General features: G+C 59.0%; 15 protein-coding genes. 5 read left to right on the forward strand and 10 right to left on the reverse strand.

All coding sequences use genetic code 11. From position 1 onward, the window contains the following. Nucleotides 1-39: 39 nt before the first annotated feature. On the reverse strand, nucleotides 40-1,551 hold the full coding sequence (gene hpaE, locus FIV03_RS12645; protein ID WP_152509779.1) for a 5-carboxymethyl-2-hydroxymuconate semialdehyde dehydrogenase: 1,512 nt from the start codon (nucleotides 1,549-1,551) through the stop codon (nucleotides 40-42). Between the two features lie 3 nt (nucleotides 1,552-1,554). After that, nucleotides 1,555-1,941 (reverse strand): 5-carboxymethyl-2-hydroxymuconate Delta-isomerase, encoded by a 387-nt coding sequence (locus tag FIV03_RS12650; protein ID WP_152509780.1) that lies wholly within the window; start codon nucleotides 1,939-1,941, stop codon nucleotides 1,555-1,557. A 102-nt stretch (nucleotides 1,942-2,043) separates the two neighbouring features. On the opposite strand from FIV03_RS12650, the gene hpaR reads away from it, so the two are divergent. Continuing rightward, entirely contained in the window at nucleotides 2,044-2,496 is a 453-nt protein-coding gene (hpaR, locus tag FIV03_RS12655; protein WP_152509781.1) for a homoprotocatechuate degradation operon regulator HpaR, read from the forward strand. A gap of 174 nt (nucleotides 2,497-2,670) precedes the next feature. Here hpaR and FIV03_RS12660 read toward each other — a convergent pair whose 3' ends face one another. The 8 genes from FIV03_RS12660 to FIV03_RS12695 all read right to left on the reverse strand — a co-directional run bounded on the left by FIV03_RS12660 (nucleotide 2,671) and on the right by FIV03_RS12695 (nucleotide 14,911). Then, a complete protein-coding gene (locus tag FIV03_RS12660; RefSeq protein ID WP_152509782.1) occupies nucleotides 2,671-4,464 on the reverse strand; it encodes a hypothetical protein in 1,794 nt (597 codons plus the stop codon). After that, nucleotides 4,443-5,540: a glycosyl hydrolase family 8 gene (locus FIV03_RS12665; RefSeq protein ID WP_152509783.1), complete on the reverse strand. Its 1,098-nt coding sequence runs from the start codon at nucleotides 5,538-5,540 to the stop codon at nucleotides 4,443-4,445. The genes FIV03_RS12660 and FIV03_RS12665 overlap by 22 nt, the downstream gene beginning before the upstream one ends. A 1-nt stretch (nucleotide 5,541) precedes the next feature. Next, complete coding sequence (locus tag FIV03_RS12670) at nucleotides 5,542-7,824, reverse strand: cellulose biosynthesis cyclic di-GMP-binding regulatory protein BcsB (protein ID WP_173013831.1); 2,283 nt, start codon at nucleotides 7,822-7,824, stop codon at nucleotides 5,542-5,544. 11 nt (nucleotides 7,825-7,835) lie between these two features. Further along, on the reverse strand, nucleotides 7,836-10,091 hold the full coding sequence (gene bcsA, locus FIV03_RS12675; protein ID WP_152509785.1) for a UDP-forming cellulose synthase catalytic subunit: 2,256 nt from the start codon (nucleotides 10,089-10,091) through the stop codon (nucleotides 7,836-7,838). 25 nt (nucleotides 10,092-10,116) lie between these two features. Further along, nucleotides 10,117-11,259, reverse strand: coding sequence for a LuxR C-terminal-related transcriptional regulator (locus FIV03_RS12680; RefSeq protein ID WP_152509786.1), 1,143 nt, complete (start codon nucleotides 11,257-11,259; stop codon nucleotides 10,117-10,119). Between the two features lie 844 nt (nucleotides 11,260-12,103). Continuing rightward, nucleotides 12,104-13,459, reverse strand: a complete 1,356-nt coding sequence (locus FIV03_RS12685; RefSeq protein WP_152509787.1) for an aminotransferase class III-fold pyridoxal phosphate-dependent enzyme — start codon at nucleotides 13,457-13,459, stop codon at nucleotides 12,104-12,106. Further along, nucleotides 13,456-14,136, reverse strand: coding sequence for an HAD-IA family hydrolase (locus FIV03_RS12690; RefSeq protein WP_152509788.1), 681 nt, complete (start codon nucleotides 14,134-14,136; stop codon nucleotides 13,456-13,458). The genes FIV03_RS12685 and FIV03_RS12690 overlap by 4 nt, the downstream gene beginning before the upstream one ends. Continuing rightward, the gene (locus tag FIV03_RS12695; RefSeq protein WP_152509789.1) at nucleotides 14,126-14,911 is read right to left on the reverse strand and encodes an IclR family transcriptional regulator; all 786 of its coding nucleotides are present in this window, start codon (nucleotides 14,909-14,911) and stop codon (nucleotides 14,126-14,128) included. The genes FIV03_RS12690 and FIV03_RS12695 overlap by 11 nt, the downstream gene beginning before the upstream one ends. 269 nt (nucleotides 14,912-15,180) lie before the next feature. Here FIV03_RS12695 and FIV03_RS12700 point away from each other — a divergent pair, with 269 nt between their 5' ends. The 4 genes from FIV03_RS12700 (at nucleotide 15,181) to FIV03_RS12715 (ending at nucleotide 19,746) form a co-directional block, all read left to right on the forward strand. Beyond that, nucleotides 15,181-16,116, forward strand: coding sequence for a tripartite tricarboxylate transporter substrate binding protein (locus FIV03_RS12700; RefSeq protein WP_152509790.1), 936 nt, complete (start codon nucleotides 15,181-15,183; stop codon nucleotides 16,114-16,116). Between the two features lie 66 nt (nucleotides 16,117-16,182). Further along, complete coding sequence (locus FIV03_RS12705; protein WP_055656045.1) at nucleotides 16,183-16,722, forward strand: tripartite tricarboxylate transporter TctB family protein; 540 nt, start codon at nucleotides 16,183-16,185, stop codon at nucleotides 16,720-16,722. Nucleotides 16,723-16,729: 7 nt separating this feature from the next. Beyond that, a complete protein-coding gene (locus FIV03_RS12710; RefSeq protein WP_152509791.1) occupies nucleotides 16,730-18,250 on the forward strand; it encodes a tripartite tricarboxylate transporter permease in 1,521 nt (506 codons plus the stop codon). Nucleotides 18,251-18,258: 8 nt separating this feature from the next. Then, the gene (locus FIV03_RS12715; protein WP_152509792.1) at nucleotides 18,259-19,746 is read left to right on the forward strand and encodes an aldehyde dehydrogenase; all 1,488 of its coding nucleotides are present in this window, start codon (nucleotides 18,259-18,261) and stop codon (nucleotides 19,744-19,746) included. Nucleotides 19,747-19,749: the final 3 nt, after the last annotated feature.

Consider the following 19,749-nt stretch of genomic DNA (forward strand, 5'->3'; position numbering starts at 1 on the left):
TCTCCTCCCGTTACTGCGATCTTATGTCGTTCACATTCCTCACGCACCAAGGCGCGGGATGGCGTGCTGGCCGGTCGCAAAGCCGATGTGTTTCTGCTCCATGTAGAATTCGAACGACCAGTCGCCGCCGTCGCGGCCGATGCCGCTGGCCTTGACGCCGCCGAATGGGGTGGGCAGGTGGCGGACGTTTTCCGAGTTCACCCAGATCATGCCCGCTTCCAGACTGTTGGTGAACCTCAGAGCCCTTGTCAGGTCGTTGGTCCAGACGTAGCCGGTCAGGCCGTAGGGAATGTCATTGGCGATCTGAAGTGCTTCTTCTTCCGAACCGAAGCGGATGGAGGTCAGGACCGGGCCGAAGATTTCTTCCTGGGCGATCTTCATGGAGTTGTTCGCACCGGTGAAGAGGGTAGGACGCACGAAGCAGCCTTCCGTCCCGACGCGACTGCCACCAGCGGCAATCGTTGCGCCGTCCTGGCGGGCGGTTTCGAAGTAGCCGGTCACCTTGTCGAAATGGGTCTTGTGGATGAGCGGGCCGATTTCGGTCTTTGGATCGAGGGGATGACCGACCTTGATGTTGTTGACGCGCTCGATGAGCCTTGCCTCGAATTCATCGGCAATCGTGTCCTGCACCAGAAGGCGCGAGGACGAGGTGCAGCGCTCTCCGTTGAGCGAATAGATCATGAAGATCGCCGCATCCAGCGCCCGGTCGAGATCGGCATCGTCGAAAACGATCACGGGGTTCTTGCCACCGAGCTCGAAATGCACCCGCTTCAGGGTTTCCGCTCCCTGACGCATGATCATGGACCCGGTGCGGCTCTCACCGACGAAGGCGATGGCCTTGATGTCAGGATGTTCTGTCAGGGCCTTGCCGGCTTCTTCGCCGAGGCCGTTGACCAGGTTCCAGACACCTTTCGGCAGACCGGCTTCTTCTGCAATTTCCATCAGGATGCGTGCGGTGACTGGAGAAAACTCCGCCGGCTTGTGGACCACGGTGCAGCCTGCAGCGAGCGCCGGCGCAATCTTCCAGGTCGACAGCATGAAAGGCGTGTTCCAGGGCGTGATCACGCCGACTGGTCCGATCGGAAGACGCGTCGTGACGTTCATGAGGGTCGGCGAAGGCAGGGCCTGGCCGTCGCGGGCACTTGGCGCCTTGTCAGCGAAGAAGCGGAAGTTCTCGGCGCCGCGCAGAGCAGCCTTCGACATGAAGCGCAGGGCCTGACCGGTATCCCAGCATTCGCAAAAGGCGATTTCTTCGGCGCGGGCGACAATGCCGTCGGCAATCTTGTGAAGGATTTTCTTGCGCTCCGTCGCGGCCAAATCGCGCCATGCAGGAAAGGCCTCCTTGGCGGCCCTGGCCGCAGCATCGATATCGGCAGCATCCCCCCTGGCAACCTTGCAGATCAGGCTGTCGTCCACCGGGGAGGTCGTTTCGAATGTCGCGCCGGAGGCTGCGGGGCAGGCCTTGCCGCCGATCTGGTTCAGCACGCCGGTCTCCCGGAACCTTGCGAGGTAGGTCTCAAGTTTTTCGATGTTGTTCTGAAGGTCAGACATGGGTCAGACAGTCCCCAAATGGTCGCGAATGGTGCCCGTCTTGGGCGAAAGGTCCGGGTCGATGTCGCGCATCTCTAGCGATAGCGCGAGCGAACTGGTGGCCAGGACCGGTTCCAGGAAAGCCTTTGCGGCATTGAACAGACGCTCCGCTGCATTGCGCTTGACGTCGTCCGGCCGTCCGGCGCGAAGGCGTACGGAAATGTCGATGAAGGCATGTTTCGGGTCGCCGTCGGCGATCGCATAGTGGTCGCACCGGATGGCCCGCACCCGCAGACCGGGCATGGGAAGGGCATCGATGGTCGCGGCCTGCGCACGCAGATGCTCGCACAGGGCCTTTATGTCGGCCCGCTGTTCCAGATTGGCGGAATATTCCAGCGATATGTGCGGCACGAGATTTCCTTAACAGTGCAATATTTGCTATGTTAAATATATGAGATCAAAACTGTCAAACTTTTTGTGTCTAATAATCTGCCAATTCGCTATGGACCTTGCATGATCGACGACACTGAACCCGCTGACGGCCCGGCGCTGCCGTCCACAAGACGCTCCATCCCGATTGCGCTGATCCGGGCGCGCGAGAAGGTCATGGGCCCGATCCGCGAGATGCTCTCCGACTGCGGCATCACCGAACAGCAGTGGCGCATCCTGCGGGTACTGGAAGAATTCGGTCCCCAGGATGCCTCGACCCTGGCCGACCGCGCCTGCCTGCTGTTGCCCAGTCAGACCCGTATCGTTCAGACGCTTCTGGAAAAGGGGTTGGTGACCCGCCAGGCGGACGAGAAGGACAGGCGCAAGCAAACGGTGGCGATTACGCCGGCCGGACAGGCAATCATCGAGGAGAAGCTCGATGACGCCAAGGCAATCGCAGCGCGCATAGAAGAGGTCATCGGCAAGGAGAAACTGGCACAGCTGCTCGACATTCTGGAGGATTTCCAGAAGCTGTAAGAGGCTTGTGACTAAGTCTGGGGCTGGGCCGGATTTGGGATTGAGGCCGGTTTTCGCGCTGAAGGCTCGGCACCGGATGCAGGCTATTGGCCGGAAACGGCCCGGGCCCCTTCAGCCTGTGTAGCTGGAAAGGAGCCCGGGCTTCTGGTCTCGTGCGGGAAGAGACCAATTGCTTTAGTTGTAGCGGTACATCTTCTTTTCGGAGAACCACTTGCCCTGCCGGGTTTCGGTCGTGGATCCCGCCTTGTCGGCTTCCGCGAAGAGCTTGTGCGCCTCTTTCGACCGGCCCGTGTGATACAGCGCCCAGGCCCGAAGCAGTTTTGCCTTGCGGCTTTCGCGCCCGCTCATTGCGTTTCTTTCAAGGTACGGCAGAGCGCCTGCGTAATCTCCGGTGCTGATCTCCTGTTCGGCAGAGCGCAGGTAGGAAGACCCGGAGGAGCGCGATCCGCCCGAGGAGCGGCTGCGAACTTCGGACGCGGATGCAAGCTGTGCGCCACCGAGGGTCTTGATCGCAGGGAACTTGGTTGACCATTGCGCGATCAACTGTCGTTCGCGGGCTTTCTGCTTCTTGCGCTGAGCAACCACGATCTGGCCGACGGCCGCGGATTCGTTTGGCTGGAACTCCATCGACTTGGCAAACCAGATTTCAGCTTCATCGAGTTCAAGCATGTTGTAGAAGTGCCAGCCGAACACCTGGGCGGCAATCGGCGATTGCGCATCCTGGACGACGTTCGCAAATCTCGACAGGCGCTTGAAATCCATCTCGGTGCCATAGCCTTCCAGAAGCTGGATCGAAACGACTTCCAGATATGCCTTGAGGATGAGCGGATCCTTGCGCCGGTTCTTGTAGGCAAGTTCCTCGGCTTCCTCGTATTCGCCATCTTCCTTCATGGAAACAACCATGCCTTCGATGGCCTTTGGCGATGGGCGAAGCTTGTAGGCTGTCTGGAACCATTTGGTGGCGGTCTTGAACTCTTCGCGGGAGTAGTAATACCAGCCAAGAAGTTCGGCATCGTTCGGGTTCTGGAGTTTTGCGGCCGAATTGGCGAGTGCGTCCAGATCCGACTTATCGACCAGCATGGCGGGATCGGTGGCGCCTTCGCCAACTTCACCACGCAACAGGTCCAGGTAGATTTCGTTGAACTCCGAGCGACCGTCCAGTCCGGTTCTGCCGTAGGAGACAAGCTGCTCCACCGCGTTGCGTGGCAGCACTTCGGCAGCCTTTTGCACGGTGGCCTTGCGCTCGTCCTCATTGGCGCAGTTGGCAAGGATGTACTTGTAGGCTTCGAGCGCCTTGACGTCCTGACCGGTCTCGTTGAGGGCCCTGGCTGTCCGCCAGATAATATCGATTTCCTGACAGGTCAGAAGATCGGTGTTCTTCACCGCGATCTTGATGACCTCCTGGGCGTTGCCCAGTTCGGACGCCTGAACGAGGGTCTTTCGCGCTTCGGCATTGATGATCTGTCGGCGCAATTCGGCTGAAGGCTCATAGCCGGGGTAAAGATTTATATATTCCCGGATCTTGGCGTAGAGTTCCTGGGTCCGGCCGGTGGCGAAGAGATCCCAGAGCGGCTGTTCGTTCACCTCGATCCGGTTGCGGTCGTAGATGTTTTCCGGCGGTTGCCAGTCCGGATGAAGAGACTTCAGCCGCTTGATTTCCGCAGACACACGGCCGATCTCGCCGTTTTGTGCGTAGTAGCGCAGGGCCGTTTCATCGACCTTGGCAGCCGCGGGGGCTGCCGGGGCCGCGGACTGTGCGGCTCCCGGCTGGGTGACCGAAAGCGCGAAAGGCGAAACATTGGCCTGCTGCACCGGCAATACACCGGTTTCAGGTGCCTGCAGGACAAACGGAGAGCCACTGGGCAGTTGTTGTTGCGGCGCGGCTTCCCACGGAGCGGACTGTGCCAGGGAACCGTTGGTCGCAAACGCCAGCGCGAAGGAGGCAATTACCATTCTGGTGAAAGACATTGCGGATACCTCTCTGCAATTGCGAGAATCGTGAAGATCTGAAGTGTCGTGGAGTAATAGTCGTCGGTGCCGATCTGCAGCAGTTCGGACGGGAATGGCTCGGCCTTGTCCATGCATCTGGTCAGGGCGGCAATTGCGCGAAAACCGATACCGCCCATGACACTCTTCGGCTCGCCCGTGACGATCTGCGTGACCGAAGGGCCGCGGGGATCGGCAAAGCCGCGTAGCGTTGAAAAGTCCGCCGCCTTTTTCACGCGCAGGGCATTTCTGGAAAGCGCAAGATAGAGCGGAACCCGGATGGCATTGTAACCGAATTCAGGTGTGAACTTTTCCGAAGGCACCAGCTTGAGGCCGCCGATATCGACCCAATCCGGCGGCAGGTAGCTTGGAGCTCTCTGGGAAAGGTCCAGGACGTCCTCTCCGACAACCGCAACCTCGCCCCAGTTCGCGGACGTATCGAATTCGGCAATGGTTTCCAGGGCCGGATAGACCCAGTAGGACGGGTTGACCGTGACGGTCTGATGATCGCCGGAGACGAACCCTTCACTGCCGGGAACAAGAACCGGTCCGAGGGCGGTTTGCTGAAGGAGCGTTGCCGCGATATCCGCCAGAACGACCTTTGCCGAGGCAAGGTCTTCAGGGTCTCCCCAGCTCTTGTAGGCCTCGATCAGCGCCCAGGCGATCAGCAGGTCCCCGTCCGTCGCGTTGTTGGTGTCGGCGACATTGGGACCTTCCGGCGTGTGCAGCACCTTCCAGGCAAACAGTTGATCCTTGCGCACCTGCAGGTTCTCGTAGGTGTAGTCGCGGATCAGCTTGAAGGTCTCGCGGTCATCCACCGCGACGGCCAGAACCATGCCGTAGCCCTGGCCTTCACTGTGACTGATGCCTTCATTGGCATCGTCGATGACGGCTCCTTCCGGGGTCATGTGGCGGCTCGTATAGTCCCGCCACGCCGACCCCAGCCAGAGCGACACGGCTTCCTTGCTGCGCGCGCTGGCACCGAACACCGGTTCGGCTTTGGCGGGGGCGAGCGACAGGAAAAGTGCCATGCCGGTTGTCATGCAAAGCCTCAGCATGTCAGCGTCCGGACCGTTTGAGGGAGACGTAGTAGCTGAAGCCGAGGATCAGGCAGAACGCCAGCATGAAGACGACGAAGTCGAGCATGTTGTGCGAGACCAATCCTGCCACGACGAGCCGGCTGTTCCTGAACTCGGACGGGTTTGCCAGCGAGGCAAAGTAGTTCGGATCGGACAGGCGTTCGGACGCAAACCGGTTGGTGGTCGCGTTATAGAGCGACGTGTCGCCGGTGAGCCAGGCAAGCCTGCCTTCGCGCAGCATCGTTTCCGTGCTGGCCTTGATGTCGTCACTCGTCAGGCCGGTCACGACGGTCCAGGTGTCCTGCTTGACCGGGGCTCCCATGAAGGCAACCCAGCTTTCCTTGGACGTCAGCGTCTTGGTGCGCTGTGCGATCAGGATGCTGTTGCCCTGCAGCGCGAAGCTGCGGTCGGACGGAACTTCGGAATTGAGCTTGAAACCGACGCTGCGCCAGGCGGAGCCGGCATATCGCTGGATGCTTGCCATCAGGCTGGTGTCGTTTTCGTCAACAGACTTCAGCCCGAAAAAGCGACCCACCTGACTGCGCGAGCCTTGCGTTCTTTCCGGATCGAGCGTGTCCAGATAGGCTTCCTTGGCCATGCCCGACAGGCGATTGACCGGAGCAACAATCAGCCCCGGCTGATTGCCGACCGAGGCGGAGGCCGTCGTGATGGCGATCGGCCGGACCTGCTGTGTGATTGCTGCCGTTGCCACGGCAAGCTGTGCAGCGGCCTCCAGGCTCTTCGGGTCGTCGGCAAGCACCTGAATGGTGGTCGGCCGGTTTTCTGCAGGATTTTTCGGCAAAAGGTCGGAAGGAGACAGGCTCGGTGTCACGCGCATTCTGGCAAGTGCATCGAACTCGATCGTCGACGTGTCCGCATCAAGCGACAGCCGGTCGCCGTTGAGGCCGGTCGCGACATCGCAGGTGGCATCATCTTCTGTCAGGGAAGACACTTCGATGCGCAGGTCGTTGAAGCCGGGCGAGAAGCCGCCAAGCGGGATATCGAGTGGATTGCGGGAAGAAATGCCCTCACGCGTCAATTCCGCAGACGCAAGTGCGGCACCATTGGCGAAGACCTGCAGCCGGTTGGCATTGGACAGGTTTGCCAGCGCATCGATGTTCAGGCTGAGTTTGGCCTTGCCATAGTCTCCGACGAAATAGTCGTCCGGCAGGCGGATCGAGAAGTCCTGCCGGAGAAGCCGGCCGTCGAAGCGTTTGCTGCTGACGCCGATCTTTGCCAGGGAAACCGTTTCGCCGGGTTCGATCTCGTAACCGAACTTGTTTTCGAAGGCGGCAATGCCCCGGCGGCTTCCCAGCATCGGCTTGGCCTGCAGGGCCTGTTTGAAGGCCTCGATGGACTTGTCCAAAGCCGGGCGGTTCTCTGCCGCGAGAAACAGGGAAACCCTGCCCGTATCCGGCCGGTGGACGATAGCAAGGCCGGGGATTTCCGAGCCCGTGTCGCCAACGGCAAAGCCTGCGTGCGAAAGCTCGGCCCGAGTGCCGACAATGATATCCAGGCCGGCATCGTTGCCAGGCTCGTTCCTGATCTGAATGTCCGGGTTATGGTATTTCCCGAATGCCGCGACAGTCTGTGCAACTGCCAGGGCCCGGTCCAGATTTCCGGCGCTCGCCGTGCCCAGTTGCAGCAGGCGCATGTTGGTGGCGCCGCTCTTGTCGTTCGGGACCGCGCGCAGGAGTTCAAGGCTGGCCGACAGTTTCGGTGAGTTGTCCGGGCCCGGATCGAACACGATACCCGTGTTTGCCGGGTTCAGCACCGTCCACAGTTCATAGGTGGCGGGGATCGTGCAGTCCACGCGGTGCTTGTGTTTCGCGACAAACCGGATTTCGTTGAACCCCTCGACCATCAGTCCGGGAGGGAGATCGAAGCTGCGCATGGAGCTTTGAGCGCCTGCGTTGAGTTCAATGTCGCCAACGGGCTGACCGTTGACCATGATGCTCATGCTGGAATGTTCCGGGGCGGTCGAGACCGCGGTCAGGTAGTCCACCTGAAGCTTGCGATAGAGAAGGACCTCGTCCCGCGGAGCGTAGACGGCAAGCCGGATTTCTGCCTGTTCGCCTTCCATCCGGAGCTGGTCGGCGGTTGCCGTCAGGCGGCGGATGGTGCTGCGGTCTTCGGTCTTGGTGTCGAGCACCGATACGTCGAGCTGCTGGGCAACTGCCGAAACAGGCAGAGCAATCAAGGTTGAGGCGACAAGCGCTGCCTTGAGGCAGGTTGCGGCTTTGAGGTGATACAGAGTTTTCATTGCTTCAATCCTCATTCTGCAGGTGCGAGGACGGATTCAGGCAGGTCCTGCTCGAGAGGTGCCGGCTTGCGTTTCAGGCCGGACCGCAGGGCTGTCATGAGGCCGAGGACCGGGACGCGAATGCCGTAGTAAAGTGCCCATCTGGTCAGGCGCATCATGCCCGCGACGACCGAGGATCCCGTCAGCTTCCTGTTGTGCAGGGCTCTCGGTATTGTCAGGTCGGCAAACATCACATCGCTGGAAACGATCGCTCGCGTTGCGACGGTATCGAGATAGGCGGCGCCGATCAGAATTCCCTTCGAGCCGGCCCGCTGGGAGGCGACACGAATGTTGATGCCTGTTTCGGCAAGCGCGGCGTCAGGTTCCGGCGTTGCATCGGCTGACCGGTCCAGAGATTGACGCGGATGGAATGTCAGGTGGCCTTTGTCGCCGAGCACGTTCCCCCATGCAGGTGCTCTTTCAAGCTGAATGAGCAGACCGTTGGTGTTGGATTCCACCAGATTGACGGGGATGGTTTCGTCGCGAAGGCGGAGCGTCGCCTTGCGATGGACCCGGATACGTGGTGCGGTTCTGACTTCCTTCCGTTCCAGGATGGCGCCAAGGGCTGCACCGGCAATGATCAGGTTGAAGACATGCCAGATGCCGACAACACCAAGCAGGGCAGTCTGGCCTGTGTCGTTCTGCAGGCGCCAGACCAGCACACCGGTCGTGAGGAGCATGACCGCGAAGACGATGATGTAGGGCCATGCGATGACCGACAGCTGTTCTTCTTCGAGTGTTTCACCCTTGGTCGTGACGTTGAACTTCGGCGCACGCGGGTTCATCAGCACGGAGAAGATCGCCGGGAACAGGTAGATTGACTGGATGTACTCGTAGAGTTCGGAGATCCAGGGCCACCTGAGCTTGCCATAGAGGCCGGACTGGATCGTCACCACCGCAAGGATGTAGGTCATCGTGTAGGCCAGGAATTCCTGTGGCGAGGCGATGTAGATCTTCATGTTGAAGAGGATGAACATCAGCGGCGCCAGCAGGAACACCAGCCGCGGGAACGGGAACAGCCAGAACATCGCGCTGGACATGTACGCGACGCGCTGCATGAAGCTCAGGCCCGGCTTGAACATCGGGTTCTTGAGCATCAGGATCTGCAGCATGCCCCGGCACCAGCGGGACCGCTGGCCGATGAACGAGGCGAGGGTGTCAGGCTGCAGGCCGGCGATCATCGGACGATCGACATAGGCGCTCTTCCAGCCGCGCGAATGCAGCTCGAGAGCGGTTTCACAGTCTTCCGTGATCGAGACGCCCGAGAAACCGCCGACTTCATTGAGGGCAGCACGCCGCAGGACGGCGCCGGAGCCGCAGAAGAAGGTGGCGTCCCATTTATCGAGACCCTTCTGGATCATGCCGTAGAACATGTCGTTCTCCGAGGGCATGATGTTGTAGGTGCGCAGATTGCGCTCGATCGGATCCGGATTGAGGAAGAAGTGCGGTGTCTGAACCAGGAACAGTTCGGGATCCTTGAAGTAGGCGACGGTTTCGCGCAGGAACTCCCGTGCCGGTGCGTGATCGGCGTCGAAGACCACCACGAGATCACCTTCCGACCGAGACAGGCCGTAGTTGAGGTTTCCGGCCTTGGCGTGTTCGTTGCGTTCACGTGCAAGATATGTCGCACCGAGATCTTCGCAGATCCGCTTGAATTCCTGGCTGCGCTCATAAGCGGCAAGGGCGGCCTTCTGGTCGGTGGAATTCAGCTTCTGAAGCGTTGCGCCATCGTCCAGAAGGAACACACGGAACTTGTCCTTCGGATAGTCCATGTTCTTGGCGGCGGCGATGGTGCAGGCGACGAGGCCCGGATCCTCGTTGTAGCTGGGAATGAACACGTCGACTGTCGGAGCATCGGCGTCGGAGTTCTGCACCTTGCGGGGACGCTCATAGCGGTCGGAGACGATGAGCGCCGACAGGAAGAACATCAAGATGCAGAAGAGCTCTGCAACAAGCAGCAGGACACCGGGAACGAAATCGTAAAAGTTCTCGATCGGCGGAACCGTCTGTGTCACGCGCCAGTAAACGTAACGGCCGACCAGCAACCCTCCGAGCGTCAGAAACGTGACGCGTCCCAGAGTGCCCGGCAAGACCTTCGTGAATTGCATGGCAACCAGAACGAAGAGGCCGAGAAAGAGTTGAACTTCAACCGAAAGCGGCAGCGTGACGATGAAGAATGTAGCGATGGTCGCTATCGTCGCGAATACGTATAAAAGTAAGTTCAGCATAGCCTAAGTTCCTGTACTTTGTACGTTATTGGTCTGGTGCTATTTGAATTGCTTTTGTCACCGAGTTGACGAGCTCTATTTGTGAGCTTGTTGCGGTTCTTTGCTGTGCCATCGCAAGGTGATTTCTTGCGGTGTTGTAGCTGATCCCGATTTCCTCGGCGGCTTGTCTTACGGTTTTGCCGTCTATTATTTTCTTGATGATGCGCGCCTGCTGATGCGTGACCCCGGTGGCGGCTTTGATCGTCTCGGCGCTTACCTCGTTGGAGGCGGTGTCCGCGGTGATCAGGACCTTCTTGCGGAAATAGGATCTGACGGGATCCCGGGTTTCCTCGTCGGACACCTGGGACGGGATGGCCTCCACGAAGTAGCGGGGGCCACCGGCAATGCTCATGACCCGTGCCTGTTCCTGCCGAGTTGATCCGGTGTTTGCCGGGGCATCGACGGGCAAGTCGCGAGAGTTGCGGGCAAAAAACGGTGCCAGGCTCAAAGGTGCCTGGATCCTGCCGTCGATGAGGCGAAGATCGCCGCCTTTCTGCAGGACCTTTTCCATCGCCGGGTTTTTGACAAGGACTGAGCCGTTGCCGAAGAAAACAAGCGCTGGAGACTTGATGTGTTTGATCCAGTATTGCGCGCTTGTCAGTTCAGTGCGGTTCCGCCCGTAAACGAGATCCTCGGCATAAGCCTCGAAGCCGCCGAAGATGTCATCCGCATAAGCAACAACACCTTGGAAAATACTGTCTGAAAAGCCGACTGGAACGTGGGCGGCAAGATAGAGCTGCAAACCCATTCCCAATTCGACCATGAGAACAGCCGCACGGTTGGTTTCAAGGGTTGTAGCGCGCGACAAACCATCCGGTGTTGTTGCGGTGCAATGCAGGATCTCGGTGTCGTGTGTAACGGGGGTGCAGGAGTTGGCTTTTACTTGGGAGAACGTGTCTATTTCGTTCCCAAGAAGATGTTCGGCTTCCCAGGCTTGACGATTGTCATCAATTGTATAGCAAATCTCGATCTTCTTCCTTCTTGCATCCAGAACAAAGATGCTGAAAAGAAGAAATTCAAATCGTTTGGCCAGTGCATATGGAAAGTCTAAATTGCTCCGGTTGCGGCGTTCTTTTGTCTGGCCACCGTATAAAACACTTTCGTTAAAGTCCCTTCCTGCAAAATACATTTTTTGCTCCCAGGTAGAAATGGATTTTATTCGTGGCGATGATCTAAGTTCTGGCTCGTTTCATTTTCAAAAATTGGATTTATCTAAATCGATCGATTGGTTTCTTAGGAGGTTAATAAATTATTAAACCTTTTATACCGGAAACTTCATGCCGTTGCTCTAGTGCAATTGCATCAATTTTAAAGCAACTGCAGTCTTGGTTAATTTATAACTCTAAGAAAATTGTAGAATATGCTTCAGCATTAAATGAGAAATATCGATGAATACATTAAGATCATCGAGTTGTAATCACGAGGTGGTTTTCGTTGAATTTGATAAATGCAAGTGGAGGTGGTGTGCATGCGTGTATTGCTGCGCTGCAGCATTTATCGTGTTTTTCGATTTCTACTGTTTGCGACGAAATGTCCCGAGGCGATTTCGCGAAATGCCCGGTGAAATCTGTTTGAGATAAAATTTTGTCTTGTTTGATTTAACTATTCAGATTGCCGACAAATTAGGCGGACTTGGCTAATTTGAGTTCAGGCTCAGGAATTGGGCGTTTTGCCTTCCCGGATTTGTGATCGAATTTTTCGAAACTTGATACGCGGCGACCAGATATGTCGCGCAATGGTTGAAAGTATTAGAGAAATTCGACCTGAAATAGGGGGGCGGCGGCTTGCTGGTGCGGCGAACAGAAGAGCCAGGGCGCGCAAATCCAGTTGGCTCTTTGCGCACCGAGTGCCGGTTTTCTGATGGCAATTGGCCTGCAGGGCATCCGAAGCCCTCGAGGTCTTGTGAGGGCTTCAGAGCAAGTTGACGGGGCCGGCCTTTGAGGCTTGTGCGTTACGGAGATGCTTCCGAGGGATTAGCCGGAAACGGCTTTCAGTCCGGTCTCGACTGCCGACAGGATTTTCGTGACGTTGTCCGATGTCACGATCAGCGGCGGCGAGAAGATGGCATTGTTTCCGGAGACCCGGATCATGACGCCGTCCTCATAGGCGGCCTGCTGCAGCTTCAGCGGGACATCCTTTGCCGAAGGTTTCTTGCTGGCGCGGTCGGAGACGAGTTCGATGGCGCACATCAGTCCTTCACCGCGCACGTCGCCGATCACCTCGAAACGTTCCTGGAGCCCCTTCAGGCCACCAAGAAGTTCCTTGCCGCGTGCGGCGGCGTTTTCATGGACCTTCAAACGTCGGATCTCTGAGAGGGCAGCCAGAGCGGCTGCGGCGCCGACAGGGTGGCCGGAATAGGTGTAACCGGTATCGATGGACGCGATGCCTCTGGTGTCCTTTTCAAAGACTTCGGCCACATGCCCGGCGATCATCACCGCCCCGAACGGGAAATAGCCGTTTGTGATGGCTTTTGCCGTGCACATGAAGTCCGGCTGTACGCCCCAGTGGCGTGCACCGCTCTCGCTGCCGGTGCGGCCGAAGGCGGTGATGACTTCGTCGGATATCAGGAGAATGCCGTTGCGGTCACAGATCTCGCGCACCATCGGCATGAAGCTCGGATGGGGAGGCATGACACCACCGGCGCCGAGGACGGGTTCCATGATGAAGGCGGCAATGGTGCCGGCTCCCTGGAAGGCGATCTCGTCTTCGAGGGCGGAAGCGCAGAGCTGGGCAAGTTTCGCCGGATCGCTCTCGTTGAACGGATTGCGGTAGGTGTAGGGAGCCGGAATGTGGAAGCAGCCCGGCAGCAGAGGTTCGTAAGCGTTGCGGAACTTGCCGTTGCCGTTGACGCTGGCGCCGCCGAAATGGGTGCCATGATAGCCTTTCTTCAGGCTGAGAAACTTGGTGCGGCCGGCTTCGCCGCGAATGCGGTGATACTGGCGGGCGAGCTTGAGGGCGACTTCGACCGAATCCGAGCCACCAGAGGTGAAGAAGGCGCGCGTCAGCCCGTCCGGGGCGAAGAAATCGGCCAGTTCGTAGGAAAGCTCGATGACCTTGTCGTTCGATGTGCCGCGAAAGATCGAGTAGTAGGGCAGGGCGTTCAGCTGGTCGGAGATAGCCTGTTTCACCGGTTCGCAGGAGTAGCCGAGGTTGACGTTCCACAGCCCACCGACGGCATCAAGAACTTCGTGCCCGTCGACGTCGGTGATGAAAACGTCGCGGCCACCTGTCAGGATCGTCGGCAGATTGGTCTGGCTGTCGGCCGGATGAGCCATCGGATGCCAGACATGGCGGGCGTTGTTTTCCTTCAGGAAGTTGGAATCCTTCATGTCATGTCTCCTTGGAGTAAACTTGGCAGGCCGAGCAACGAAAGTGCCTGGTCATAGGAAGATCGGGGGGAAAGAACGTCGAAGTGAACCGTCTGCAGGCCGGCCGTCTTAGCGCCGCGAATGTTGCGCAGCTGATCGTCGACAAAGACGCAGGCGGATGCGGGCAGGCCGAGTTCGTCCAGGCACAGCTGATATGCACGCGGATCCGGCTTCAGGATCCCGGTGTAGGTGGCATCGACGATGACGTCGAAATCATCCAGAAAAGCGAGCTTTTTCCTGAAGTCCGCACCGTAGAAAAGGTCCAGTTCATTGGACAGGACCGCAAGCTTGCAGCCTGCCTGCCGGGCAATGTCGATTGCGGCCAGGGCTTCCGGGCGCATGACGGCATCGGGATCAGCGCCGCGCGCAGCCTTCACGAACTGGGCCATTTCCGACCAGTCGTTGCCGGTCAATTCGGCAATTTCCTGCGTGCGCCGGTGCCAGTAGTCGCGTTCGGAAATCTCGTCCCGCTGCATTGCCTGCCAAAGACTGTCGGTTGCCGGATCAAACGGGCCACGCCAGGTCAGGGTGCCGGGGGCGAGCCCGAGAGCCTGTTCGGTCAGGTCGTGGGTCTCGAACATCGTGCGAGTGACGACCCCGCCGAAATCGAGCACCAGAGCCTTCGTGTCATGCGGCATCGCGCCAGATCCTTCTCAAATCGACCGGGACAACGCCGCCGAGTTTTTCAGTGACTTCCGTCGCCGCGATCGGCAGGGAAATTCGGATTTTTGCTTTCAACTCCTCGGTCATGCGAACGGTGGGGGCGGCAACGGCTATGGTGCCGACGGCCTCTGGCAAGTCGCCGAAGATCGGCGAGGCAAAGGAAGAGACGTGCTCTTCAAAACCCTGGTCGATAAAGGCAATGCCGTCGTTTCGAACCTGTTCGACTGTCTTTTTCAAAAGCTCGGTATCGGTGATCGTGTAGCCGGTGGAGGGTTTGAGCTTCGTCTTCAGAAGCTTTGGCAGCAGATCAATCGGGCCAAAAGCCAGCATGGCGAGACCGGAGGCGGTTGCGTGCAGCGGCAGCAGTTCAGCTTCGTCGAAATAGACCCGCGTTCCGTGAACGAGTGCGTCATGATGATAGAGCGGTGACAGGTGATTGCCTTCCCGCAAGGAGACATGAACCAGTTCCCCGAGTTCTCCAGCCAACTGTTCCACCAGTGGAGCGACAAGCCTTCTTGCCGGGAACAGGCGTTCGCGGACTGCCGCAAGGCGCAGGATGGCGGGGCCCAGGCGATAGCCTTTGGTGCCCGGGTTCTGCTCCAGAAAACCGTTGGCTGTCAGTTCGGTCAGATGCCGGTGAACCGTTGCCTTGTCCTGGCCCGATAGGTTGCGGAACTCGGTCAGGCCGATTTCCGAACGGCTCGCGGAAAAGTGGTTCAGCAGGCTCAGCGCTTTTGTGATCGTGCCCATGCTTCAGCAGTTCCTTTCCCGCAGGTGCCGGATTGAAGCTCCGGCATTCGACGGGACGATGTTGACATGTAGTTTCATTTGAAACAATATATTTTTAAACCGATGGTTTGTTATTTGAACCGTTTTGCGAGGTAAACAAAAGCGTCAGCGCTCCGATTGAAGGTTGACATCTGATTATTTAAGATCACAATAATTAACAAAGCAAATAAAAAATGACCAAGACCGGCGCAAAGTCCGGCTGTCACCTGACCAGAAAAGGGACTGTTGAAATGAAGAAGCAAGTGATCGCCCTGACGGCCGCGACATTGATGTCGGCAACCGCCGCTCTGGCTGAATATCCGGAAAAGCCTGTATCGTTCATCGTTCCCTGGCCTCCGGGGGACCTGGAAGACGTGCTGACCCGGCTGATCGCGGACAAGTTCCAGGAAATGTACGGCGTGCCGGCAGCGGTCGTGAACAAGCCGGGTGGCGGCGGTGGTCCGTTCCCTGGTGCAGTGGAAGTCGCAACGGCGCCTGCCGACGGTTATACGGTCGGCTCTTTCGTGACCGACGTGCCGATTGGTGGTCCGCAGATCGGAATTCCCGAACTTTCGCCGAACCCGTTCGAGCCGATCGGCATTTTCATGACCTATCCGTTCGTGATTGCCGCAGGCGCAGACGCGCCCTATGCCACGTGGGCGGAACTGGCTGAATACGCCAAGGAAAACGAGATCGCGCTCGGCCATTTCGGCTCGTTCCTGCCGCCCACCCAGATCACCTTCGCTGCCGCCAAGACTTCCGGCTTCGACTTTGCCAGCGAAGCGGCTTTTGACGAGTTGAACTGCAACACGCTGGCCTCCGGCGATGTCGACGTGATCAACACGACACTGCAGCAGATCCAGCCGTGCCTCGGCGAGGTCAAGATCCTGGCCAGCATCGGCAAGGAACGGACGTCCCTGACGCCGAACGTGCAGACCATGCAGGAAATCAACCCGGATCTGTCGGTTGCGCTGTGGAACGGGCTGTTCGTTCACAAGGACGTTCCCGAAGATGCACGGATCAAGATTTCCGAAGCTGCGCAAGCTGCGCTCAAGTCGCCGCAGGCGCTCGAGCTGATCGGCCAGACCGGCGTCCTGATCTACTGGCAGGACCCGGTTCAGTCCGAACAGCAGATCGAGGCTGATGCGGCGGCGCTTCAGAAAATCTCCGAGCTGATCGAACAATAAGGCGACTGTTTCGGCCGGCGCATTTCGCGCCGGCCGGTTGCTTTCGGGTTCCAAGGAGGGTTCGGCTTGGCGCGCATCAAGACGCTGCAGGAACTGTTCAAACGCTATCGCCGGCCCGGCGACATCGTGTTTGCAATCCTGTTCCTGGCATTTTCCCTATTTCTTCTGTCGCAGATCCCGGGTGAGACGGTCTGGGCCAAGCGGACCAAGTGGTTCGCACAGCCAAGGTTCTGGCCCACAGTCGCTATCGGCGGCATGGTGCTGTTCGCCAGCCTGCATTTCATAGGCTCGCTTTGTTCCAAGCGCATTCCGGGCCGCTGGCGCGAGGTCGGCTTCTGGCTGAAGTCGTTCGAGTTCGTGGCCTATTTCCTGATCTACGTGCTCCTGGTGCCGCAAATCGGCTACCTGCCGGCGACACTCGCCTTCACCTTGTTTCTGTGTGTCCGGATTGGCGAGGCAACGCCTCTCAACCTGGGTGCGGCGGTTGCCTTCAGCATTTCGGTGGTGGTGATCTTCCGCGCGTTTTTGCAGGTCAAGGTTCCTGCCGGCCACATTTACGAGGCGCTGCCTGACGGCATCCGCGCCTTTGCCCTGACCTATCTGTGAGGCGAGAATGGAACTGATCCTCTCCAGCCTGTCCATGCTTGCCCAATGGGACGTTCTTGCGGCCCTGGTGATCGGCTCCATCGGTGGTGTCATCATCGGCGCAATTCCTGGTGTCGGAGCTGCCGTCGCCATCGCAATTCTGCTGCCGGCAACCTTTTCCTTCGAGCCTATCGTCGGCTTGACCCTGCTGCTCGGCGTCTATGGCTCATCCATGTATGGCGGTGCCATTCCGGCGGTGCTGATCAACACACCGGGTACGGCGGTCAATGCGCTGACCACCTATGACGGCTACCCCATGACCAAGAAGGGGCAGGGGCATCGGGCGCTGTCGCTCGCCTATTCGGCTTCTTTCTTCGGCGGCATGTTCTCGATCCTGTGCCTGATCGTCCTCTCGCCGGTTCTGGCGATGATCGCACCGCATTTCGGCAGCCGCGAGATCTTCCTGGCGGCCCTGATGGGCATCATCCTGGTCGTGGTTGCGCACCGCGGGCAGGTTTTTGCCGCCGGCATGCTGGCCTGTTTCGGCATCTTCCTGAGCACCATCGGCCTGGAGCCTGCCAAATACACCAAGCGCTTCACCTTCGACCAGAGCTGGCTCACCTCCGGTGTCGATCTCATCGTGGTGGTGCTCGGTCTCTTTGCGATCTCGCAAGCGTTGCTGCTGCTGGTCGACAAGGAACATCACCCCGGATCGGCCAAGGTCGAGGGCAACCTCTTTGCCGGGCTCAAGGAGCTGTTCGCGTTCAAACGGATCGCGACCGTTTCTTCCGGCTTCGGTGTTCTCATGGGCATGATCCCCGGCGTGGGCGAATTCACTGCCCAGTTCCTGTCCTACACCTATGCGCAGAAATCCTCGAAGGACCCGGACCTTTTCGGCAAGGGATCACCGGAAGGGCTGATCGCTTCGGAAGCTGCCAACAATGCGGTTCCCGGTGCGGCGATGATCCCTTTGCTTGCTCTCGGCATTCCGGGAGAAGCACTGACGGCAATGATGCTGTCGGTGTTCTATGTTCATAACGTCATCCCGGGGCCTCAGCTGTTCCAGGGGCAACTCGACTTCGTGGTCGCGCTCTATCTGGCACTGATCCTCTTGAATATCATCGTCCTGATCTTCCTCCTGTCCTCCACGGGACTGCTGCTCAAGATCATTCAGATCCCGACGCGTTTCCTGGGCGTGATGATCATGACGCTGTCCTTTGTCGGCGTGTTCTCGCTGCGCAACTCGGTGACCGACTGCGCGATTGCCGCCGGCTTCGGCGTCTTCGGCCTGGTGCTGAAGCGTCTCAACCTGCCCATTGTGCCGATCATCCTCGGCATGGTGCTTGGCGGGATCATGGAGGTGAAGCTTCGCAGCGCCATGGCGCGGGTGAATTCCCCGTTCGATTTCATCGACCGACCGATCGCCGCAATTCTCTTTACAGCGATCATTCTCATTCTCGTCCTGCACGTGCGTGCGGTCATTCGCGAGCAAAAGGCGCGGCGCGATCGGGAAGAGGACGGTTCCGAAACTTCAACCCAGCAAGGGTAACAACCAAGATGCTTGACCAGGCCGCAATCGACGTTTTGCGCAACCAGCCCGTTGCCGAGCAGGGGCATTTTTTGAACGGGGCCTTTGCCGCGTCACGGGAGGGGGCGACGCTGGAGGTGCTTTCCCCCATCGACGGAAAACCGCTGACAAGGATCGCAAGCGGAACGGCCGCCGATGTGAGACTTGCAGTTGAGGGCGCGCGCACGGCGTTCGAGGATGGCCGCTGGTCGAAGGCTGCCCCGGCCCACCGCAAGAAGGTATTGTTGAAGCTGGCGGACCTGATCGAGGCGAAAGCGCTTGAGCTTGCGGTTCTCGGTGTGCGCGATAATGGCACCGAGATCAACATGGCCTTCAAGGCCGAGGCATTGTCTGCGGCCGGGACCTTCCGGTACTACGCCGAAGCACTCGACAAGATCTATGGCGAGATCGCGCCGACGGCAGACAATGTGTTGGGGCTTGTCCACCGGGCACCGGTCGGTGTCGTGGGGGCCATCGTTCCCTGGAACTTCCCGCTGATGATCGGCGCCTGGAAGATTGCTCCCGCACTCGCCATGGGGAACTCCATCGTGCTGAAACCGGCGGAATCAGCCTCGCTCAGCCTTCTCAGGATTGCCGAACTGGCGTCCGAGGCAGGAGTTCCGGACGGTGTCTTCAACGTCGTGACCGGCCCCGGCGCCGTGGTCGGCGAAGCCCTGGCCCTCTCCATGGACGTCGACATCCTGGTCTTCACCGGTTCCGGTGCGACAGGGCGGCGGCTTCTTGAATATTCCGCCAGATCCAACCTGAAGCGCTGCTATCTGGAGCTGGGCGGCAAGTCCCCCAACATCGTCTTCAACGATGCGGCTGATCTGGCGAAAGCTGCCAAGGTGTCGGCGGCGGGGATCTTCCGCAATTCCGGCCAGGTCTGTGTCGCCGGTTCGCGCCTCCTGGTGCAGGAGGACATTCACGACGATTTCGTTGCCGCGATCTGCCGGGAAGCGGAAGCTTTCAAGGTGGGCGATCCGCTGGATCTTTCCAGCCAGATCGGCGCGGTGCATTCGATGGCCCAGCTGGAAGCCGACCTGAATTTCGTGAAGACCGCGGAAACCGAAGGTGCCGAGCGCCGCACCGGCGGTGAGCGGATCCTGACCGAGACCGGCGGCTACTACATGGCTCCTACCGTCTTGAGCGGGGTCAAGCCGGGCGACACGATTGCCCGGAAGGAAGTGTTCGGGCCCGTACTGGCCGTAACCGCCTTCAAGGACGAGGAAGAGGCCATCCGGATCGCCAACGGCACCGAATATGGTCTCGCCGCCGGTATCTGGACGTCTGATCTCGGCCGGGCGCACCGGATGATTTCCGGCGTCCGCTCCGGTGTCATCCATGTGAACACCTACGGCGGCTCGGACATGACCGTCCCGCTCGGGGGGATGAAGCAGTCCGGCAACGGCCACGACAAGTCGCTGCACGCGCTCGACAAGTATGTCGACCTGAAGACAGCCTGGATCCAGCTCTGAGGA

Source organism: Labrenzia sp. THAF187b, from assembly GCF_009363375.1.
Taxonomy (GTDB): domain Bacteria; phylum Pseudomonadota; class Alphaproteobacteria; order Rhizobiales; family Stappiaceae; genus Roseibium; species Roseibium algicola.

What these genes read in the sequence shown, in the direction of transcription:
- bcsA (WP_152509785.1), bottom strand. Translation starts at nt 10,091, where the DNA reads ATGCTGAACTTACTTTTATACGTATTCGCGACGATAGCGACCATCGCT.
- FIV03_RS12695 (WP_152509789.1), bottom strand. Translation starts at nt 14,911, where the DNA reads ATGGGCACGATCACAAAAGCGCTGAGCCTGCTGAACCACTTTTCCGCG.
- FIV03_RS12710 (WP_152509791.1), top strand. Translation starts at nt 16,730, where the DNA reads ATGGAACTGATCCTCTCCAGCCTGTCCATGCTTGCCCAATGGGACGTT.
- FIV03_RS12680 (WP_152509786.1), bottom strand. Translation starts at nt 11,259, where the DNA reads ATGTATTTTGCAGGAAGGGACTTTAACGAAAGTGTTTTATACGGTGGC.
- FIV03_RS12685 (WP_152509787.1), bottom strand. Translation starts at nt 13,459, where the DNA reads ATGAAGGATTCCAACTTCCTGAAGGAAAACAACGCCCGCCATGTCTGG.
- hpaR (WP_152509781.1), top strand. Translation starts at nt 2,044, where the DNA reads ATGATCGACGACACTGAACCCGCTGACGGCCCGGCGCTGCCGTCCACA.
- FIV03_RS12670 (WP_173013831.1), bottom strand. Translation starts at nt 7,824, where the DNA reads ATGAAAACTCTGTATCACCTCAAAGCCGCAACCTGCCTCAAGGCAGCG.
- FIV03_RS12700 (WP_152509790.1), top strand. Translation starts at nt 15,181, where the DNA reads ATGAAGAAGCAAGTGATCGCCCTGACGGCCGCGACATTGATGTCGGCA.
- hpaE (WP_152509779.1), bottom strand. Translation starts at nt 1,551, where the DNA reads ATGTCTGACCTTCAGAACAACATCGAAAAACTTGAGACCTACCTCGCA.
- FIV03_RS12690 (WP_152509788.1), bottom strand. Translation starts at nt 14,136, where the DNA reads ATGCCGCATGACACGAAGGCTCTGGTGCTCGATTTCGGCGGGGTCGTC.
- FIV03_RS12715 (WP_152509792.1), top strand. Translation starts at nt 18,259, where the DNA reads ATGCTTGACCAGGCCGCAATCGACGTTTTGCGCAACCAGCCCGTTGCC.
- FIV03_RS12660 (WP_152509782.1), bottom strand. Translation starts at nt 4,464, where the DNA reads ATGTCTTTCACCAGAATGGTAATTGCCTCCTTCGCGCTGGCGTTTGCG.
- FIV03_RS12665 (WP_152509783.1), bottom strand. Translation starts at nt 5,540, where the DNA reads ATGCTGAGGCTTTGCATGACAACCGGCATGGCACTTTTCCTGTCGCTC.